14 protein-coding genes are annotated in these 13535 nt (G+C 67.2%); 7 read left to right on the forward strand and 7 right to left on the reverse strand.

All coding sequences use genetic code 11. The features are described from left to right. Positions 1-84: 84 nt before the first annotated feature. The 6 genes from G5C50_RS12000 to G5C50_RS12025 all read right to left on the reverse strand — a co-directional run bounded on the left by G5C50_RS12000 (position 85) and on the right by G5C50_RS12025 (position 6001). Entirely contained in the window at positions 85-1665 is a 1581-nt protein-coding gene (locus G5C50_RS12000) for a glucose-6-phosphate isomerase (protein WP_165069438.1), read from the reverse strand. A gap of 37 nt (positions 1666-1702) precedes the next feature. Beyond that, on the reverse strand, positions 1703-2089 hold the full coding sequence (locus G5C50_RS12005) for a YidH family protein (RefSeq protein ID WP_165069441.1): 387 nt from the start codon (positions 2087-2089) through the stop codon (positions 1703-1705). 69 nt (positions 2090-2158) lie between these two features. Further along, on the reverse strand, positions 2159-3229 hold the full coding sequence (locus G5C50_RS12010) for a glycosyltransferase family 2 protein (RefSeq protein ID WP_165069443.1): 1071 nt from the start codon (positions 3227-3229) through the stop codon (positions 2159-2161). Then, entirely contained in the window at positions 3226-4170 is a 945-nt protein-coding gene (locus G5C50_RS12015; RefSeq protein WP_165069446.1) for a sugar phosphate isomerase/epimerase family protein, read from the reverse strand. The genes G5C50_RS12010 and G5C50_RS12015 overlap by 4 nt, the downstream gene beginning before the upstream one ends. Positions 4171-4274: 104 nt before the next feature. Beyond that, positions 4275-4913: a hypothetical protein gene (locus G5C50_RS12020; protein WP_165069447.1), complete on the reverse strand. Its 639-nt coding sequence runs from the start codon at positions 4911-4913 to the stop codon at positions 4275-4277. A 170-nt stretch (positions 4914-5083) separates the two neighbouring features. After that, on the reverse strand, positions 5084-6001 hold the full coding sequence (locus G5C50_RS12025; RefSeq protein ID WP_165069450.1) for a rhomboid family intramembrane serine protease: 918 nt from the start codon (positions 5999-6001) through the stop codon (positions 5084-5086). Positions 6002-6174: 173 nt separating this feature from the next. On the opposite strand from G5C50_RS12025, the gene G5C50_RS12030 reads away from it, so the two are divergent. The 7 genes from G5C50_RS12030 (at position 6175) to G5C50_RS12060 (ending at position 12355) form a co-directional block, all read left to right on the forward strand. Beyond that, positions 6175-7023 (forward strand): hypothetical protein, encoded by an 849-nt coding sequence (locus G5C50_RS12030; protein WP_165069452.1) that lies wholly within the window; start codon positions 6175-6177, stop codon positions 7021-7023. Positions 7024-7105: 82 nt separating this feature from the next. Further along, the gene (locus tag G5C50_RS12035) at positions 7106-7906 is read left to right on the forward strand and encodes a Uma2 family endonuclease (protein ID WP_165069457.1); all 801 of its coding nucleotides are present in this window, start codon (positions 7106-7108) and stop codon (positions 7904-7906) included. A 263-nt stretch (positions 7907-8169) separates the two neighbouring features. Then, complete coding sequence (gene metK, locus G5C50_RS12040; RefSeq protein ID WP_255487494.1) at positions 8170-9366, forward strand: methionine adenosyltransferase; 1197 nt, start codon at positions 8170-8172, stop codon at positions 9364-9366. 111 nt (positions 9367-9477) lie between these two features. Further along, positions 9478-10710 (forward strand): galactokinase, encoded by a 1233-nt coding sequence (gene galK / locus G5C50_RS12045; RefSeq protein WP_165069463.1) that lies wholly within the window; start codon positions 9478-9480, stop codon positions 10708-10710. A 48-nt stretch (positions 10711-10758) separates the two neighbouring features. After that, a complete protein-coding gene (locus G5C50_RS12050; RefSeq protein WP_165069466.1) occupies positions 10759-11157 on the forward strand; it encodes a DUF2784 domain-containing protein in 399 nt (132 codons plus the stop codon). Next, positions 11150-11902, forward strand: a complete 753-nt coding sequence (locus tag G5C50_RS12055) for a hypothetical protein (RefSeq protein ID WP_165069468.1) — start codon at positions 11150-11152, stop codon at positions 11900-11902. The genes G5C50_RS12050 and G5C50_RS12055 overlap by 8 nt, the downstream gene beginning before the upstream one ends. Before the next feature lie 21 nt (positions 11903-11923). Beyond that, positions 11924-12355, forward strand: coding sequence for a DUF488 domain-containing protein (locus G5C50_RS12060; RefSeq protein ID WP_165069470.1), 432 nt, complete (start codon positions 11924-11926; stop codon positions 12353-12355). Here the strand turns inward: G5C50_RS12060 and G5C50_RS12065 are convergent, their stop codons facing one another. After that, a complete protein-coding gene (locus tag G5C50_RS12065; protein ID WP_165069473.1) occupies positions 12356-13525 on the reverse strand; it encodes a DUF1501 domain-containing protein in 1170 nt (389 codons plus the stop codon). Positions 13526-13535 lie beyond the last annotated feature (10 nt).

The raw sequence follows: 13535 nt of genomic DNA on the forward strand, positions 1-13535 counted from the left end.
CGTTGCCGATCGCCCCCTCATCCGGCCCTTCGGGCCACCTTCCCCCGCGAGGGAGGAAGGCCGATATGGACCGGATTCGGAGCCTCACACGGTCTGGAACGTCGTCAGCCCCGGGTTCTCACCACGAGTCATCCTGGCGCGGCCGTTGGCGGCGAGGTGTTCGAGGACGAGATAGACGGTCTCGGCCGCGTCGGGCTCGCCGACGGCCGCGGCGATCTGGTCGGCCGTCTGCGGCCCGGCGGAGAGCGCGGCGCGGGCCTTGTCCTGGAGCGAGAGGACACTCGCCGCGGCCTTCTTGCCGGCCTCAACGCCTGGCTGGTGGTAGGCGTTGATATTGACGAGCGTGGCGTAGAGTCCGACGGCCCGTTCGAAGAGCGCGATCAACGCGCCGACGATCTTCGCATCGACCCGCGGGACGGTGATCGTGGCCGAGGTCCGGTCATTGGCGAAGAGGGCCTCGCGCGTCCCCAGCAGGAACCCGTGCAGGTAGTCGCCCGAGGTCACGCCGGGCTCGACCTCCATGCCGGAGCCGCCGTCCTCCAGCACGCGGATGAACGTGACGAAGAAGTTGTCGACGCCGTCGCGGAGTTGCTGAACATAGGCGTGCTGGTCGGTCGACCCCTTGTTGCCGTAAACGCTGATCCCCTGATCGACGCGGTTCCCCTCCAGATCGAGCCGCTTGCCCAGCGACTCCATCACCAACTGCTGGAGATATCGGCTGAACAACAGCAGCCGATCCTTGTAGGGGAGGACGACCATGTCCTTGGCCCCCTTGCCGTCGGTCGCCAGATACCAGGCCAGGGCCAGCAGGGCGGCGGGGTTCGTCTTCGCATCGTGGACGCGAGTCGCGACGTCCATCGCGGCGGCGCCGTCGAGCATGGCCTTCATGTCGAGCCCCTGAAGGAGCCCCGGGACCAGACCAACGGCCGAGGTCTCGCTCGTGCGGCCGCCGACCCAATCCCACATCGGGAACCGAGCCAGCCAGCCCTCTTTCGTCACAGTCTGATCGAGCTTCGAGCCCGCTCCGGTGACGGCCGCGGCATGCTTGGCGAAGTCGAGCCCCGCCTTCTTGTAGGCCTCGGCGACGACCAGCATGCCGTTGCGGGTCTCCGGCGTGCCGCCCGACTTGCTCATGACGACGACGAGCGTTTCGTCCAGCTTGTCGCCGATCCGCTCCAACTCGCGGGCGATGCCGTCGGGGTCGGTGTTGTCGACGAAATGCGGCTGGAGCTTGTCGGCCTTCGGCTCGCCCAGGGCGTCGGCGACGAACTCCGGCCCGAGCGCCGAGCCGCCGATGCCGATGGAGAGGACCCGCGTGAACCTCGGCTTGCGCTGGGGCTTCACCGCGCCGGAATGCACCTTGGCGGCAAAGTCGACGGCCTCGGCGAGGGCGTCCTCAATCTCCTTGGTGATCTCGGCCGTCGGGGCGAGCCTCGGTGCGCGGAGCCAGTAGTGGCCGACCATCCGGTCCTCGTCCGGATTGGCGATCGCCCCCTTTTCCAGGGCGTCCATCGCGGTGAAGGCCGCGTCGATCGCCGGCTTCATGCGGTCGAGGAAGGTCGACTCGAAACCCATCCGGCTGACATCAAGCGAAACGTCGAGAGTGGGGACCTCGCAGAGGGATGACTGGAAGCGCTTCCACAGATCGGCGGCGTTGGTAGGCATGGTTCGGCTCGTCGGTTCTTATGTCAGGATCGATCGATCAGGATGTCAGAATCATCAGCGCCATCGCCAGGCCGGCGCTCGCCAGGACCGTCGCCACAACGAGAGACGTCTGCATGGGAAGATTCGGGTTCGAGACGCCGGCCTGCAGCGACGCGACGTACTCCCGGTGGCGCAAGGCTGCGACCACGCAGACGTAAACACCAAAGACGACGATCGCGCAGCCCAGGAGCGAGGCGAACGGCGAACGAGCTCTCCCGAACTCTCCTTCGCCGGCTTCCAAGCCCCGGATGATGAAGCCGAAACGGGCGACCAGGAAGCCGAAGCCCATCAGCCCCAGCGACGTCCGCACCCAGGCCAGGTAGGTCCGTTCGGCGGCCAGGTAGACGCGCGGATCGTCCACCGGCTTGTGTACTTCGACGTTCATGGCGGCCCCGTGGGAATCGCGTCGTCAAGCCATCATCGCACGTCCATCGCTTGCGAGACACCCCGGACTCTACCGATCCGTCGAGTCGGCCGTCGGGCCTTGCTTGACCTCGCGCAGCAGGTACGTGGTCTTGTCCTGCGACTCGTAGTAGGTCCGCATGATGAGTTCGGCCTGAATCCCCAGCAGGATGCTCATCCCGCCAGCCAGGAACAGCATCACGGCCACCGAGGGCAGGGGGGTTTCGATGAACGTCTTGGAATGGAGGTCGTTCGACCAGAGGAGCACCGACCAGAGCCTCGCCGGCCAGGGAAAGATGTACTTCAGGTAGAGCATGGCCGCGAAGCAGAGGAACCCGCCCCCGAACGCCCAGAGCCCGAACCGGCCGTAGAAGTGGATCGGCCGCTGGGAGTACTTCTGGAGGAACCGGATCAGGATCAGGTCGAGCACGACGTTGAACGTCCGGCCCAGCCCGTACTTGGTCTTGCCGGCGGTCCGGGCGCGATGGTTGACGACCTGCTCCGTGACCTTCGCCCCTTGCCAGGCGGCGAAGATGGGGATGAACCGGTGCATCTCGCCGTAGAGCCGCACCCCGGCCAAAACCCGGCGACGGTACGCCTTGAGCGTGCAGCCGTAGTCGTGGAGCGGGATCCCAGAGAGCTTCGCCACCAGGCGGTTGGCGATCCTCGAAGGGATCTTTCGGCTGAGGAGCGCGTCCTGGCGGTTCTTGCGCCAGCCGGAGACGACGTCGAAGCCCTGGTCGAGCGTCGCCAGCAGCTTGGGGATGTCGGCCGGGTCGTTCTGACGGTCGCCGTCCATGGGGACGAGGACATCTCCCCGGGCCAGGTCGAGCGCCGCCGAGAGCGCGGCGGTCTGGCCGCAGTTCCGCCAGAGGAACGCCGCGCGGACGTGCTCGGGGTCGCGAGCCTGGATCGCTTCGAGCTTCGCCGTCGTGCCGTCGGTCGAGCCGTCGTCCACGAAGATCAACTCGTACCGCCAGCGCGACGGCCGGAGCACGGCGTCCAGTTCCTCATGCAACGGGCCGACGTTGTCGACCTCGTTGAAGACCGGGATCAGGACCGAGAGGTCGACCGCGCCGGGCTCGACGGGCGCGGTCGCCTTTTGCTGCGAGATCGTCGTCATGATCCGGCGCCGACGCCCCCACGCTTGCCGATGATGAACTGCTCCAGGTAGCGACGGCTGATGATGAGCGAGTCCTTCCGGTCCTCGATCGTTCCCTCGTAGGCCCGGTCCTCGACCTCGATGGCGAGGTGTCCCTTGTAGCCGGCGTCGGCCAGCGCCCCAAGGAACGCGCCCCAGTTGACGTCCCCCTGACCGGGGAGCTTGGGCGAGTGCCAGGAGTTGGGATGGGCGAAGACGCCGACCTGATTCAGCTTGGCCCGATCGATCCGCAGGTCCTTGGCGTGGGCGTGGTGGATGCGGTCCTTGAACTCGGCCAGCGGGGCGATGTAGTCCATCTGCTGGAGGACCAGGTGCGAGGGGTCGTAATTCAGGCCGAAGTTCGGGCTGGGGATGTCGGCGAACATCCGTCGCCAGATCGCCGGCGAGTGCGCCAGGTTCTTGCCGCCCGGCCACTCGTCCTTGCCGAACGACATCGGGCAGTTCTCGATGCCGACCTTCACCTTCTTGGCGTCGGCGTGGTCGATGATCGGCCGCCAGACCTCGAGAAACCGCGGCCAGTTGTCGTCGACCGACTTGGTCCAGTCCCGGCCGATGAACGTGTTCATCCGCCCAACGCCGAGGGCCGCCGCCAGGTCGATGACCTTCAGGATGTGCGCCTGGGCCGTATCCGCCTCTTCCTTGACGGGGGAGAGGGCGTTGGGATAGTAGCCGACGCCGGAGATCTCGACGCCGTACTTCTTCAGCAGGTCGTGGGTCGCCTTGATCGCGCCGGCCGAAAGGTCGGAGGCGTCCAGGTGGGTGACGCCGGCGTAGCGACGCTCAGCCTTGCCCGGCGGCCAGGCCATCAATTCGACGCTGGCGAATCCCGCTTCGCTCGCGAAGCTCAGCACCTGCTCGAGCGAATAATCCGGCAGGATGGCGGACACGAATCCCAGTTGCATGATCGGGCGCCTCGACGAGACCGACGAACCACGGGTCGACCGGTCCAGACTACCGCGCGGCGAGTCTCGAATCACCAGGGACGACCTTCGAAGCCGCCCTCGTTTCAGAACACCCGCAGGATGTTGGTGACGCCGTTGGTGTCGACGAGTCCCTTGAACATGACCCCGGCCTTGCCCGAACGAGGGGCGTTGGCGAGCCGTTTGCCTCCCGCCCAGTAGCGGATGTCGAGCGTCCCTGAGCCGGTAGCGCCGGAGAAGGTGCCGCCGCTGGATCCGTCCACCGTCCAGTTGAAATGGGTGGGGCGGCCCGCGGAGTCGAGCGTACTGGTGTCGCCCTGAAGGTTGAGGACCAGGATGTTGCCGCTGTTCGAGGCGTTCTTGTCGATCAGGGCGGCGATCCCCGTCGTGGGCTGCGAAGAGTCGACGGGCGTGAACAGGCCGATCTGGACGTCTCCCTTCAGGAACGACGTCGACATGCCTCCGCCGGCGATGAAGAACTGGGCTTTCTGGTTGGTGTACCGACCAGGACCGGCGACGTAACTGCCTGAAAACTTGGCGGAGAACGCCTGGCGGGCCAGTTCACGGGCCGTCGGCTGGCCGACGTCCGTCGTGTCGGCGGTGGGAACTGCCGAGGTCGACGACCGCGTGCTCGCCAGCAGGTTGGCCAGGGAGGCCGAACCGGTGAGCAACGACGACGCGTAGGGGACGTCGCGGACTTCCAGCCGCTCAACGGCTGGCCTCAACTTCCTTCTGCCTCCCGAGCGCGTACCCATGAGGCCTGAAACCCTCCGCATCGGGGCGAATCGCCTTGCGACTCCTTGCGAGGCGTCCTTCACCGACCAAAAGGGTTATCGGACTCCAAGGGGCTGCTCGTTGAGGAATGACGGCCTACCGGCCCGAAACCGATCCGTCGTCAGAACCTCATCAAACCCATGACCATGCCGACGGCCAGACCGCCCAGGTGGGCAGCGTTGGCGATGGGACCGAGGAAGCCGGTGAAGCAGATGACCAACCAGGCCAGCATGATCACCACGTTCCGGGAGTCGATGTTCAACCCCTCTTCTGGGTGGTTCTCGCCCATCATCCAGATATAGCCGAAGAGGGCGTAGACGACGCCGGAAAGGCCGCCCCAGGGTGGGCTCGCACGCAGGCCCAGCATGCCCTCCTGCCAGTTCTCAATGTATGCGTACTCAGCGAAGTTCGACAGGATCGCCGAGACGACGATCAACGTCAGCAACTTCCAGGAGCCGCGTCTCACCTCGATGGCCGTGCCCAACGCCATCATCCACAGGCCGTTGAACAAGATGTGCCACGGGCCGAAGTGGAGGAAGATCGGGGTGACCGCCCGCCAAACCTGGCCGCCCATGATGTCGGCCAGTCCCTTGTGGGGGCGGAGGATCGCCGGCGACCCGCGCCAGTCGTAGTACCCCAGCCATGCGGTGGTCTGTCTTCCGTAGGACGAGTGCTGAAGCGTGAAGACAACGGCGGCGATGATGACCACGACGACCGTCACCGGCCGACGGCGAAACGTAGGAGCCCCCCAGATGTCGCCGGAGTCGCGGTTGTTCTTGCGGAACTCCCGTTCCTTTTTCGCGGTCTCCTTGCGCACCTCACGCGCCTTCGAGGCGTTGGCGCGGAACCGAGGATCGTCCGGATCAGCGACGAAGTCTTGCAACTCCTTGCTGGCGGCCGCGACATGATCCTCGTTGATGATCCAGACGGCCCAACCGTCGGGCCGACGGTCGATCCGGGACTTCATCCCCTGGCCGAGCAGGTGGTCTTCCAGGATGCGGGGATCGAGGTTGCTGGGGATCTCGCCGATCAAGCGCACGGGCGCGTCCTCCGTCGTCGGGCCCGAAGCGGCCGGCGCCGCGTCCTGGGTGGGGTATTATCTCGCGCCGGCCTTCGGCGTCCCAGCCCCCGCCCCCCGTTGGCGGCCCCACGTTGGGCGCGTTAGGATCGAGATCGCCCCGGGCCCCTCGTCGCCGCGGAGACCGACCATCCATGTCCAAAGCCCCGCCGCAATACCGCCTTGTCATCTTCGACGCGATCGAGGACCCCAAGGAACTGCGCGAACTCATCTGCAAGGCCACCGGCGCCCACCCGACCGACGCCGTCCAGTGGCTGGCGCGGACGCCCGGCCTCTGGCCCTGGCCGATCGACGAGCCGACCGCCCGAACCCTGCTTGACGGTCTGTATGACTTCGGCGTCGCCGCCGAGGCCCGACTCGCCGATCAGGTCCCCGACCTGAGTCCTCCACGAACCATCCATCGCGCCGCCTGCCTGGACGAAGGTCTGCGCATTGAGGGACTTCGCGGCGAGCCGACTCACTGGGTCCCCTGGGACCGGATCGAGATGATCTGCGCCGGCCGGATCGGCTGGGAGGAGGTCGGCGGCTCTCCGCAACCAAAATGGCCCTCGGCCGTCGTCTCCGGCGTCCGGGCGCTGGCCCTCCGCAAACCCAAACCGCTGAACGTCCGCCAGGCCCAGACCGCTCGCGAACCCGTCTCCGAGGTTCTCGTCGTCCGCAAGGATCCGCTCATCGCCTTCCGGTTCGTCGAGAACCAGATGAACTACGCTTATCTCGGCGATCGCCTCCGCCCCTCGGCCGCGGAGAACTTCCCCCTCTTCCTGGCTGACCTCTGCAACCGGGCGAAATCAGCCTACCTGTCCGACTCGACACGCTCTCTGATTGCCTCTCAAGACCCCGGCGAGTCCAACTTCCCCTCCTCCCAGGCCCTCCTCGACTACGCCACCATCCAACTCCTCTGGAGTTGGTACCGCCGCGATCGCCAGGCTTCGAATGAGCGCCTCCTTCACACCGACGAGGATCCGGACTCAGAGCCGCTCTGACGTCGTTCGACTGGACGGCTCACGGTCCTTGTGCTAGAAACCAGTGTACATTTGCGCCGACGCGACGACGGAGGGCTCCGCCATGAGCACCGCCCGCAAGCCCAAGCCGCCCCAGGTCCAGGCCGCGACGAAGGGGTCGCATTACCTGGACGAGTACGACCCGACGTACCCCGACAGCGACGGCAAGCCGAGGGCCGACAACACCACCCAGGAGCGCTGGATCGCCACGATCAAAGGGGGGCTCGACGCCCTCCTCCGCGACCGGCAGGACGTGTTCGTCGCCGCCGACCTGCTCTGGTACCCCGTCGAGGGCAAGCCGAAAATTCGGCGAGCCCCGGACGCGTTGGTCGCCTTCGGACGCCCCAAGGGGAATCGGCACTCCTACAAGACGTGGGTTGAGGACGGAGTGGCGCCGCACGTCGTTTTTGAGATCCTCTCGCCGGGGAATACGCCCCTGGAGATGGTACGGAAGCTGGGTTTCTACGAGCGTTACGGCGTCGAGGAGTACTACATGTACGACCCCGACGACGGCGATTTCCAGGGTTGGATTCGAACCGAAGGCCGACTGGAGCCAATTCCTTCCCCCAACGGCTGGACCAGTCCGCGCCTCGGCGTGACCTTCGAGGCTCCCCCCCGCAAGGAGGCCCTGATCGTCCATACGCCCGACGGAGGCCGCTTCGAACCCTACCTGGAACTCTACGAGGACCGCGAAGCCGAGCGCCGACGCGCCGACAGGGCCGAACGAGAACGGCTCCAGGCCGAACGTGATCGGCTGCACGCCGAACACGAGAGGGCCCAGGCTGAACGCGAGAGGGCCGACGCGGTCGCGAGAGCGGAGCGGTTGGCGGCGAGGTTGAAGGAGTTGGGGCTGGACGACGAATGATGCGACGCGTCGACACGCGTTCGGGGCTTCTTCCCAAATCCAATCGGCGTTGCTAAACTCGAATCTCGGCCATGGCCTTCGGCCGCGCGCCAGAGTCCCGCCGGCGCCCGCCTCGCCGCCCCTCGAAACGGAGACGGGACGGCTCGACCGGTCCGGGAAGCGCCCGCGACGTATCCCTACGAGACCGATCCCCTCGGGACCATCCGGCGTTCGAGCCGGCCGCGACGGCTCCCGATTCGCAACACGGCAGGAGAAGACCGAACGTGTCACAGAAAGACCGCTATCTGTTCACCAGCGAGTCCGTGTCGATGGGCCATCCCGACAAGATGGCCGACCAGATCTCCGACGGGATCCTCGACGCGATCCTGGAGCAGGACCCGTACGCTCGGGTCGCCTGCGAGTCGCTCCTGACGACCGGCCTGGTGGTTCTGGCGGGGGAGGTCACCACCAAAGCGATGATCGACTACCCGTCGGTCGTGCGCCAGGTCGTCCGTGACATCGGTTACACCTCCAGCGACCAGGGATTCGACGGCACCACCTGCGCGGTCATGGTGGCGCTCGGCAAGCAATCGCCCGACATCGCGATGGGCGTGAACGAGGACGCGGAGAAGGGCAAGGACGTCGGCGCCGGCGACCAGGGCATGATGTTCGGCTTCGCCTGCAACGAGACGCCCGAGCTGATGCCGCTGCCGATCGCGCTGGCCCACCGGATCATCAACAAGATCACCGAGGTTCGCCAGAACGGCACGATCCCCTGGCTGCGTCCCGACGCCAAGAGCCAGGTCTCGGTCGAGTACGAGGGCTACAAGCCCCTGCGGGTCGACACCGTCGTCGTCTCCACCCAGCACGACCCGGGCGTGACCCACGCTGAGATCTGCAAGAAGATCCAGACCGAGGTCATCGACCCCTGCATCCCGACCGAGCTGAAGACCGGCAAGATCACGTACCACATCAACCCGACGGGCAACTTCGTCATCGGCGGCCCGCACGGCGACTCGGGCGTGACCGGCCGTAAGATCATCGTCGACACCTACGGCGGCATGGGCCGTCACGGCGGCGGCGCCTTCAGCGGCAAGGATCCCACAAAGGTCGACCGCTCGGCCGCCTACATGGCCCGCTACGTCGCCAAGAACATCGTCGCCGCCGGCCTGGCCGACCGCTGCGAAATCCAGCTCGCCTACGCCATCGGCGTCTCCGAGCCGGTCAGCGTCCACGTCGACACCTTCGGCACCGGCACGATCCCGGACTCGAAGATCGCCGACCTGGTCCGCAAGACCTTCTCGCTCACCCCGGCGGGCATCATCAAGCACCTCGACCTCCGCAAGCCGATCTACCGCAAGACGGCCAGCGGCGGCCACTTCGGCCGGACCGACGTCGAGTTCTCCTGGGAGAAGACCGATAAGGCCGACGCCCTCCGCGACGCCGCCGCCAAGCTTCAGCCCGTCGCCGCCGGCGTCTGACGCCCGCCCCGCGACCCGTGGTTCGCGACGGCGATCGGGGGAGTCCCCCGATCGCCGTCACAGCCCCGCCCGCCTCCCCTCGCCTCTCTCCAAACGTCAGGACGCCTGAAAATGACCCCCGTCGAACTGGAAGCCGCCGCCGCAAGGGCGTTCGAGGCGGAGTTCGGGGCTCGCGCGGAAATCGCCGCCCGCGCGCCCGGCCGCGTCGAGTTGCTGGGCAACCACACCGACTACAACGGCGGACTCGTGATGGCGGCCGCCGTCGACCGTTATACGGCCGTGGTCGGCCGCGTCGCGCCGTCTTCCCGTGAAGCCCGCGTCTACGCCGCCAACTTCGAGGGCTCCGCCCGTTTCCCGCTCGCGGAGATCACCCGCGGCCCCGTCGGCACCTGGCCGAACTACGTCAAAGGCGTGGTCTGGGCTATGCATGAGGCCCTCGACGCCGAGCTGACCCAGGGCTTCGAAGCGGCCGTCGCCGGCGAGGTCCCCCTGGGCGCAGGGCTTTCCTCGTCCGCCAGCCTCCAGGCTTCGGTCGCCTTCTTCCTGCTCCAGGCCGGGATCGCGCCCGGCAAGACGGTCGAGCAATACGTCGGCGACCTCTCAGACACCGCTCGGATGGACCTGGCCATGGTCCTCCGCCGCTCCGAGAACGCCTTCGTCGGCGTCTCCTCGGGACTTCTCGACCAGTTCTCCAGCCTCTTCGGCCGCGAGGACCACGCCCTGTTTCTCGACTGCCAGTCGCTGGAATTCGCCCGGGTGCCGCTGGGCTCTCCCGGTCCGGCGATCATCGTCTGCGACTCCAAGACCTCGCGCAAACTGGCCGACGGCATGTACAACCGTCGGTTCGCCGAGTGCAACACGGTCGTCGACCACTTCAAGGCCAGGAAGGGCGCCGACGCGGTGAGCCTCCTCCGCGACGTGACCCTGGAAGAGCTTGAGTCCGAGTGGGACGCCCTGGACCCGGTCTGCCGCAAGCGGGCGCGACACGTCCTGACCGAGAACGAGCGCGTCCGCCAGGGAGTCGCCGCGTTGCGCGCCGGCGAACTCAAGACCTTCGGCAAGCTCATCTCGGCCTCGCACGCCTCCAGCCGGGACGACTTCGAGAACAGCTCCCCCGCGCTCGACGCCCTGGTCGAGATCGCCGAAACCGCGCCCGGCTTCCTCGGAGGCAAGCTCTCGGGCGCCGGCTGGGCGGGCTGCACCGTCAACCTGGTCGAAGCGGACAAGGCCGACGAGTTCGCGGAAGCCGTCCGCCGCGGCTACGCCGATCGACAAGGCGTCGCACCTGACGTCCACATCTGTCGCGCCGCCGAAGGTGCGTCGAGTCGGTCGCTCGCCGACTGACGATGCCGGCGAGGACGTGCGGCCGGACGCCCCGATGAGGAGCCCTCGATGAGTCCGGCCGTACTCGCGAACCTCGTGGCGCTGGTCCACTTCGCCTGGGTGATGTTCCTGGTGCTAGGGCTGGGGGCGATCCTGTTGGGGATCGCCTTCGGCTGGCGCTGGGTGCGGAATCGATGGTTCCGATCGATCCACCTGGCGATGATCGCGATCGTCGTCGGCGAGTCGCTGGCGGGCGTGCCGTGCCCGCTGACCGTCTGGGAGCACCGCTTCCGAGAACAGGCCGGCCAGACATCCTTCGAGGGCGACTTCATCGCCCACTGGGTCCATCGGCTGATCTTCTTCCAGGCTGAGCCCTGGGTCTTCACCGTCGTCTACGTCGCCTTCGGCGCTGCGGTTGCGGCGGCGTGGATCATCGCCCCGCCCCGATGGAGGCCGACCGATGCGTAAGTCCTCCTCTCCGTGGAAGACCTGGGCGACCCGGCTCCAGCCGTTCTGGGAAGCGTCGGCCTTCACGCTGGCGTGGGGGCTCTTCGACATCCACAGCGGGCTGGTGGATTATCCGGCCGGCTGGCCCTTGTACGTCTTCCTGACGGCGGCCGTCGTCCTGGGGACTCGACATGCGGGCCGCGGCGCCTGGATGTGCTGGGCGCCGCTGGGAGGCGGCGTCTACTTGCTCCACCGGCTGGCGATCTTGCTGGGCTACGAGCCCCCCTACGTCGAGAAGAACGCCACGGCCGCGCGCGTTACGCTCTCACTCTTCCTCGCCGTGACGCCTGGGCTGCTCCTCGGCCTCGGAATCCGGACGGCGCTCTGGGAGTTCGGCCTGTTTCACCGCCGCGACGAGGACGAGCCTCCCCGGATCATCCCGGGGACCTTGCGCGGCCTCTCCATCATGATCGCCTGGATCGCGCTCGTGATCGCGGTCGTCGGCTGGGTGCTTTACGATTCGGGAACGGTCTACGCCCCGGGCTTCGACGAGGACCGGTTCCATCAGATCGCCGTCGGTGCGCCCGCCGACGAAGTCGAGAAGGTCCTCGGCCCGCCCCTCGCCCGAACCCCGTCGGGCAATCGGGGGATCGAGACCTGGGAATACACCGAATTCACCGAGACCACCCTGGGCTTCTGGAGGCGCTGGATCTACATCAAGGACGGCAAGGTGTCGGGTGTCTTGAGCGACTACTGGTACGATTGAACCTCGGCGAGTCCCTCCGCCATGAGTGACGCCTCACGCGGTTTCTTCACCATCGGCTACGGCGGCCGCCCCCCGGAAGAGTTCACGGGCCTGTTGCGAGCCCACGGGGTGAAGCTCGTCGCCGACGTCCGCGCCCGGCCGGATCGAGCCAGCATGGGGGCCTACACGAAGGCGAAGACCGCCGACAAGGGGATCGAGAAACTGCTGGCCGACGCCGGGATCGCTTACCAATGGCTGCCGGAGTTGGGGAACGTCTTCCTCGACCGTGACGAGTGGACGGCCCGCTACACCGAGTTGATCGACCGCGCCGGCGACCTCCTCACCGACCGGCTCGTCGAGCTGCCGGGCCCCTTCTGTTTGCTCTGCGCGGAGAAGCGCGTGGCCGATTGCCACCGCCGGACGATCGCCGACTTCCTGGTCCGGCAAGGCTGGCGGGTCGTGCACATCGAGTAATCAGCCGAACAACGTCGGGACGGACTCGCGCCGACCGACGACGGCCGTTGGATCGACGTCCAGCCAGTCACGCAGAACGCCCGAGTAGACGTCGCGGAAATCGACGGCGAAGAGCGGATCGCCCGTCTCGTCGAGGCGGCTCAGGTCCGGAGGCGGGCCGATCAAACCTCCCTTCACTCCAGGGCCGACGAGCAGGACGGGGCCGGGAGCGCCGTGGTCGGTGCCGGCGTTGCCGTTCTCCTTCAATCGGCGGCCGAACTCGGAGAAGACCAGGACCGCGACCCGTTCGTCCAGCCGATGTTCCTTCAAGCCGTCGAGCAGGGCGGCGATCCCCTTGCCCAGCGATTGAAGCAGCCGTCGGTGCGTGTACTGCTGGGCGGAGTGGGTGTCGAAGCCCTCCAGCGACGTGTAGTAAACCCGCGTCGAGGCGTCGGCCAGGATCATCCGGCGGATCGTTTCCATGCGGCCCTGGAACGGCAGATCATCGTCGCCGGCCGTCGTCGAGGCGGGGGGAAGGTCGTCGAGCTTCGCCAGCAGTTCCCGGGCCCCCTGGAACCGAGCCCTGACGGCATCGAGCGCCGGGCCGCCCTCCGTGATCGAGGAAGCGTCCAGCATGGCGCCAGGGGCCAGGTGGAAGTCGGCCGGATCGGCGATCGACTGCGGGACGACATGAACGCCGCGAACGCCCAGCGGCGCACCGGGCGGTCCGACGTGCCGCGCCTTCAGCTCGGGGCGAAGGTCGGCTGCGCGGCCCAGCCAGCCGGTGGGAAGCGGCTGGCCAGGGGCTCCTCCCTGCCAGATCGCCATCGACTCGAAGTGCGACCGATTCGGCTCCGGGTAACCGACCTGCTGCACCACGGCCAGGTCCCCGCGCTCCCAGAACGCGTGCAGTGGTTTGAGAGCGTCGTTCAGGCCGACGCGGTCGTCGAGCTTCAGCGTCTTGTCAGGCTTGACGGCCAGCGTCGGCCGGCTCTTGACGTACACGTCGTCGCCGTGAGGGACGACCGTGTTGAGGCCGTCGTTGCCGCCGGTCAGTTCGACGACGACGAGAATCGTGGCATCCCGGCGAGCTTCCGCCGCTCCCGCAGCGCGTCGCCAGAACAACGGGGCCGACGCGCCGACCGAACACGCGGCGGCCGTCTCTTTCAGGAACGTGCGACGAGTGTGCATGCCGACCTCC

Origin of the sequence: Paludisphaera rhizosphaerae, assembly GCF_011065895.1 — a bacterium.
Lineage (GTDB): Bacteria > Planctomycetota > Planctomycetia > Isosphaerales > Isosphaeraceae > Paludisphaera > Paludisphaera rhizosphaerae.

What these genes read in the sequence shown, in the direction of transcription:
- G5C50_RS12000 (WP_165069438.1), bottom strand. Translation starts at nt 1,665, where the DNA reads ATGCCTACCAACGCCGCCGATCTGTGGAAGCGCTTCCAGTCATCCCTC.
- G5C50_RS12005 (WP_165069441.1), bottom strand. Translation starts at nt 2,089, where the DNA reads ATGAACGTCGAAGTACACAAGCCGGTGGACGATCCGCGCGTCTACCTG.
- G5C50_RS12010 (WP_165069443.1), bottom strand. Translation starts at nt 3,229, where the DNA reads ATGACGACGATCTCGCAGCAAAAGGCGACCGCGCCCGTCGAGCCCGGC.
- G5C50_RS12015 (WP_165069446.1), bottom strand. Translation starts at nt 4,170, where the DNA reads ATGCAACTGGGATTCGTGTCCGCCATCCTGCCGGATTATTCGCTCGAG.
- G5C50_RS12030 (WP_165069452.1), top strand. Translation starts at nt 6,175, where the DNA reads ATGTCCAAAGCCCCGCCGCAATACCGCCTTGTCATCTTCGACGCGATC.
- G5C50_RS12035 (WP_165069457.1), top strand. Translation starts at nt 7,106, where the DNA reads ATGAGCACCGCCCGCAAGCCCAAGCCGCCCCAGGTCCAGGCCGCGACG.
- galK (WP_165069463.1), top strand. Translation starts at nt 9,478, where the DNA reads ATGACCCCCGTCGAACTGGAAGCCGCCGCCGCAAGGGCGTTCGAGGCG.
- G5C50_RS12050 (WP_165069466.1), top strand. Translation starts at nt 10,759, where the DNA reads ATGAGTCCGGCCGTACTCGCGAACCTCGTGGCGCTGGTCCACTTCGCC.
- G5C50_RS12055 (WP_165069468.1), top strand. Translation starts at nt 11,150, where the DNA reads ATGCGTAAGTCCTCCTCTCCGTGGAAGACCTGGGCGACCCGGCTCCAG.
- G5C50_RS12060 (WP_165069470.1), top strand. Translation starts at nt 11,924, where the DNA reads ATGAGTGACGCCTCACGCGGTTTCTTCACCATCGGCTACGGCGGCCGC.
- G5C50_RS12065 (WP_165069473.1), bottom strand. Translation starts at nt 13,525, where the DNA reads ATGCACACTCGTCGCACGTTCCTGAAAGAGACGGCCGCCGCGTGTTCG.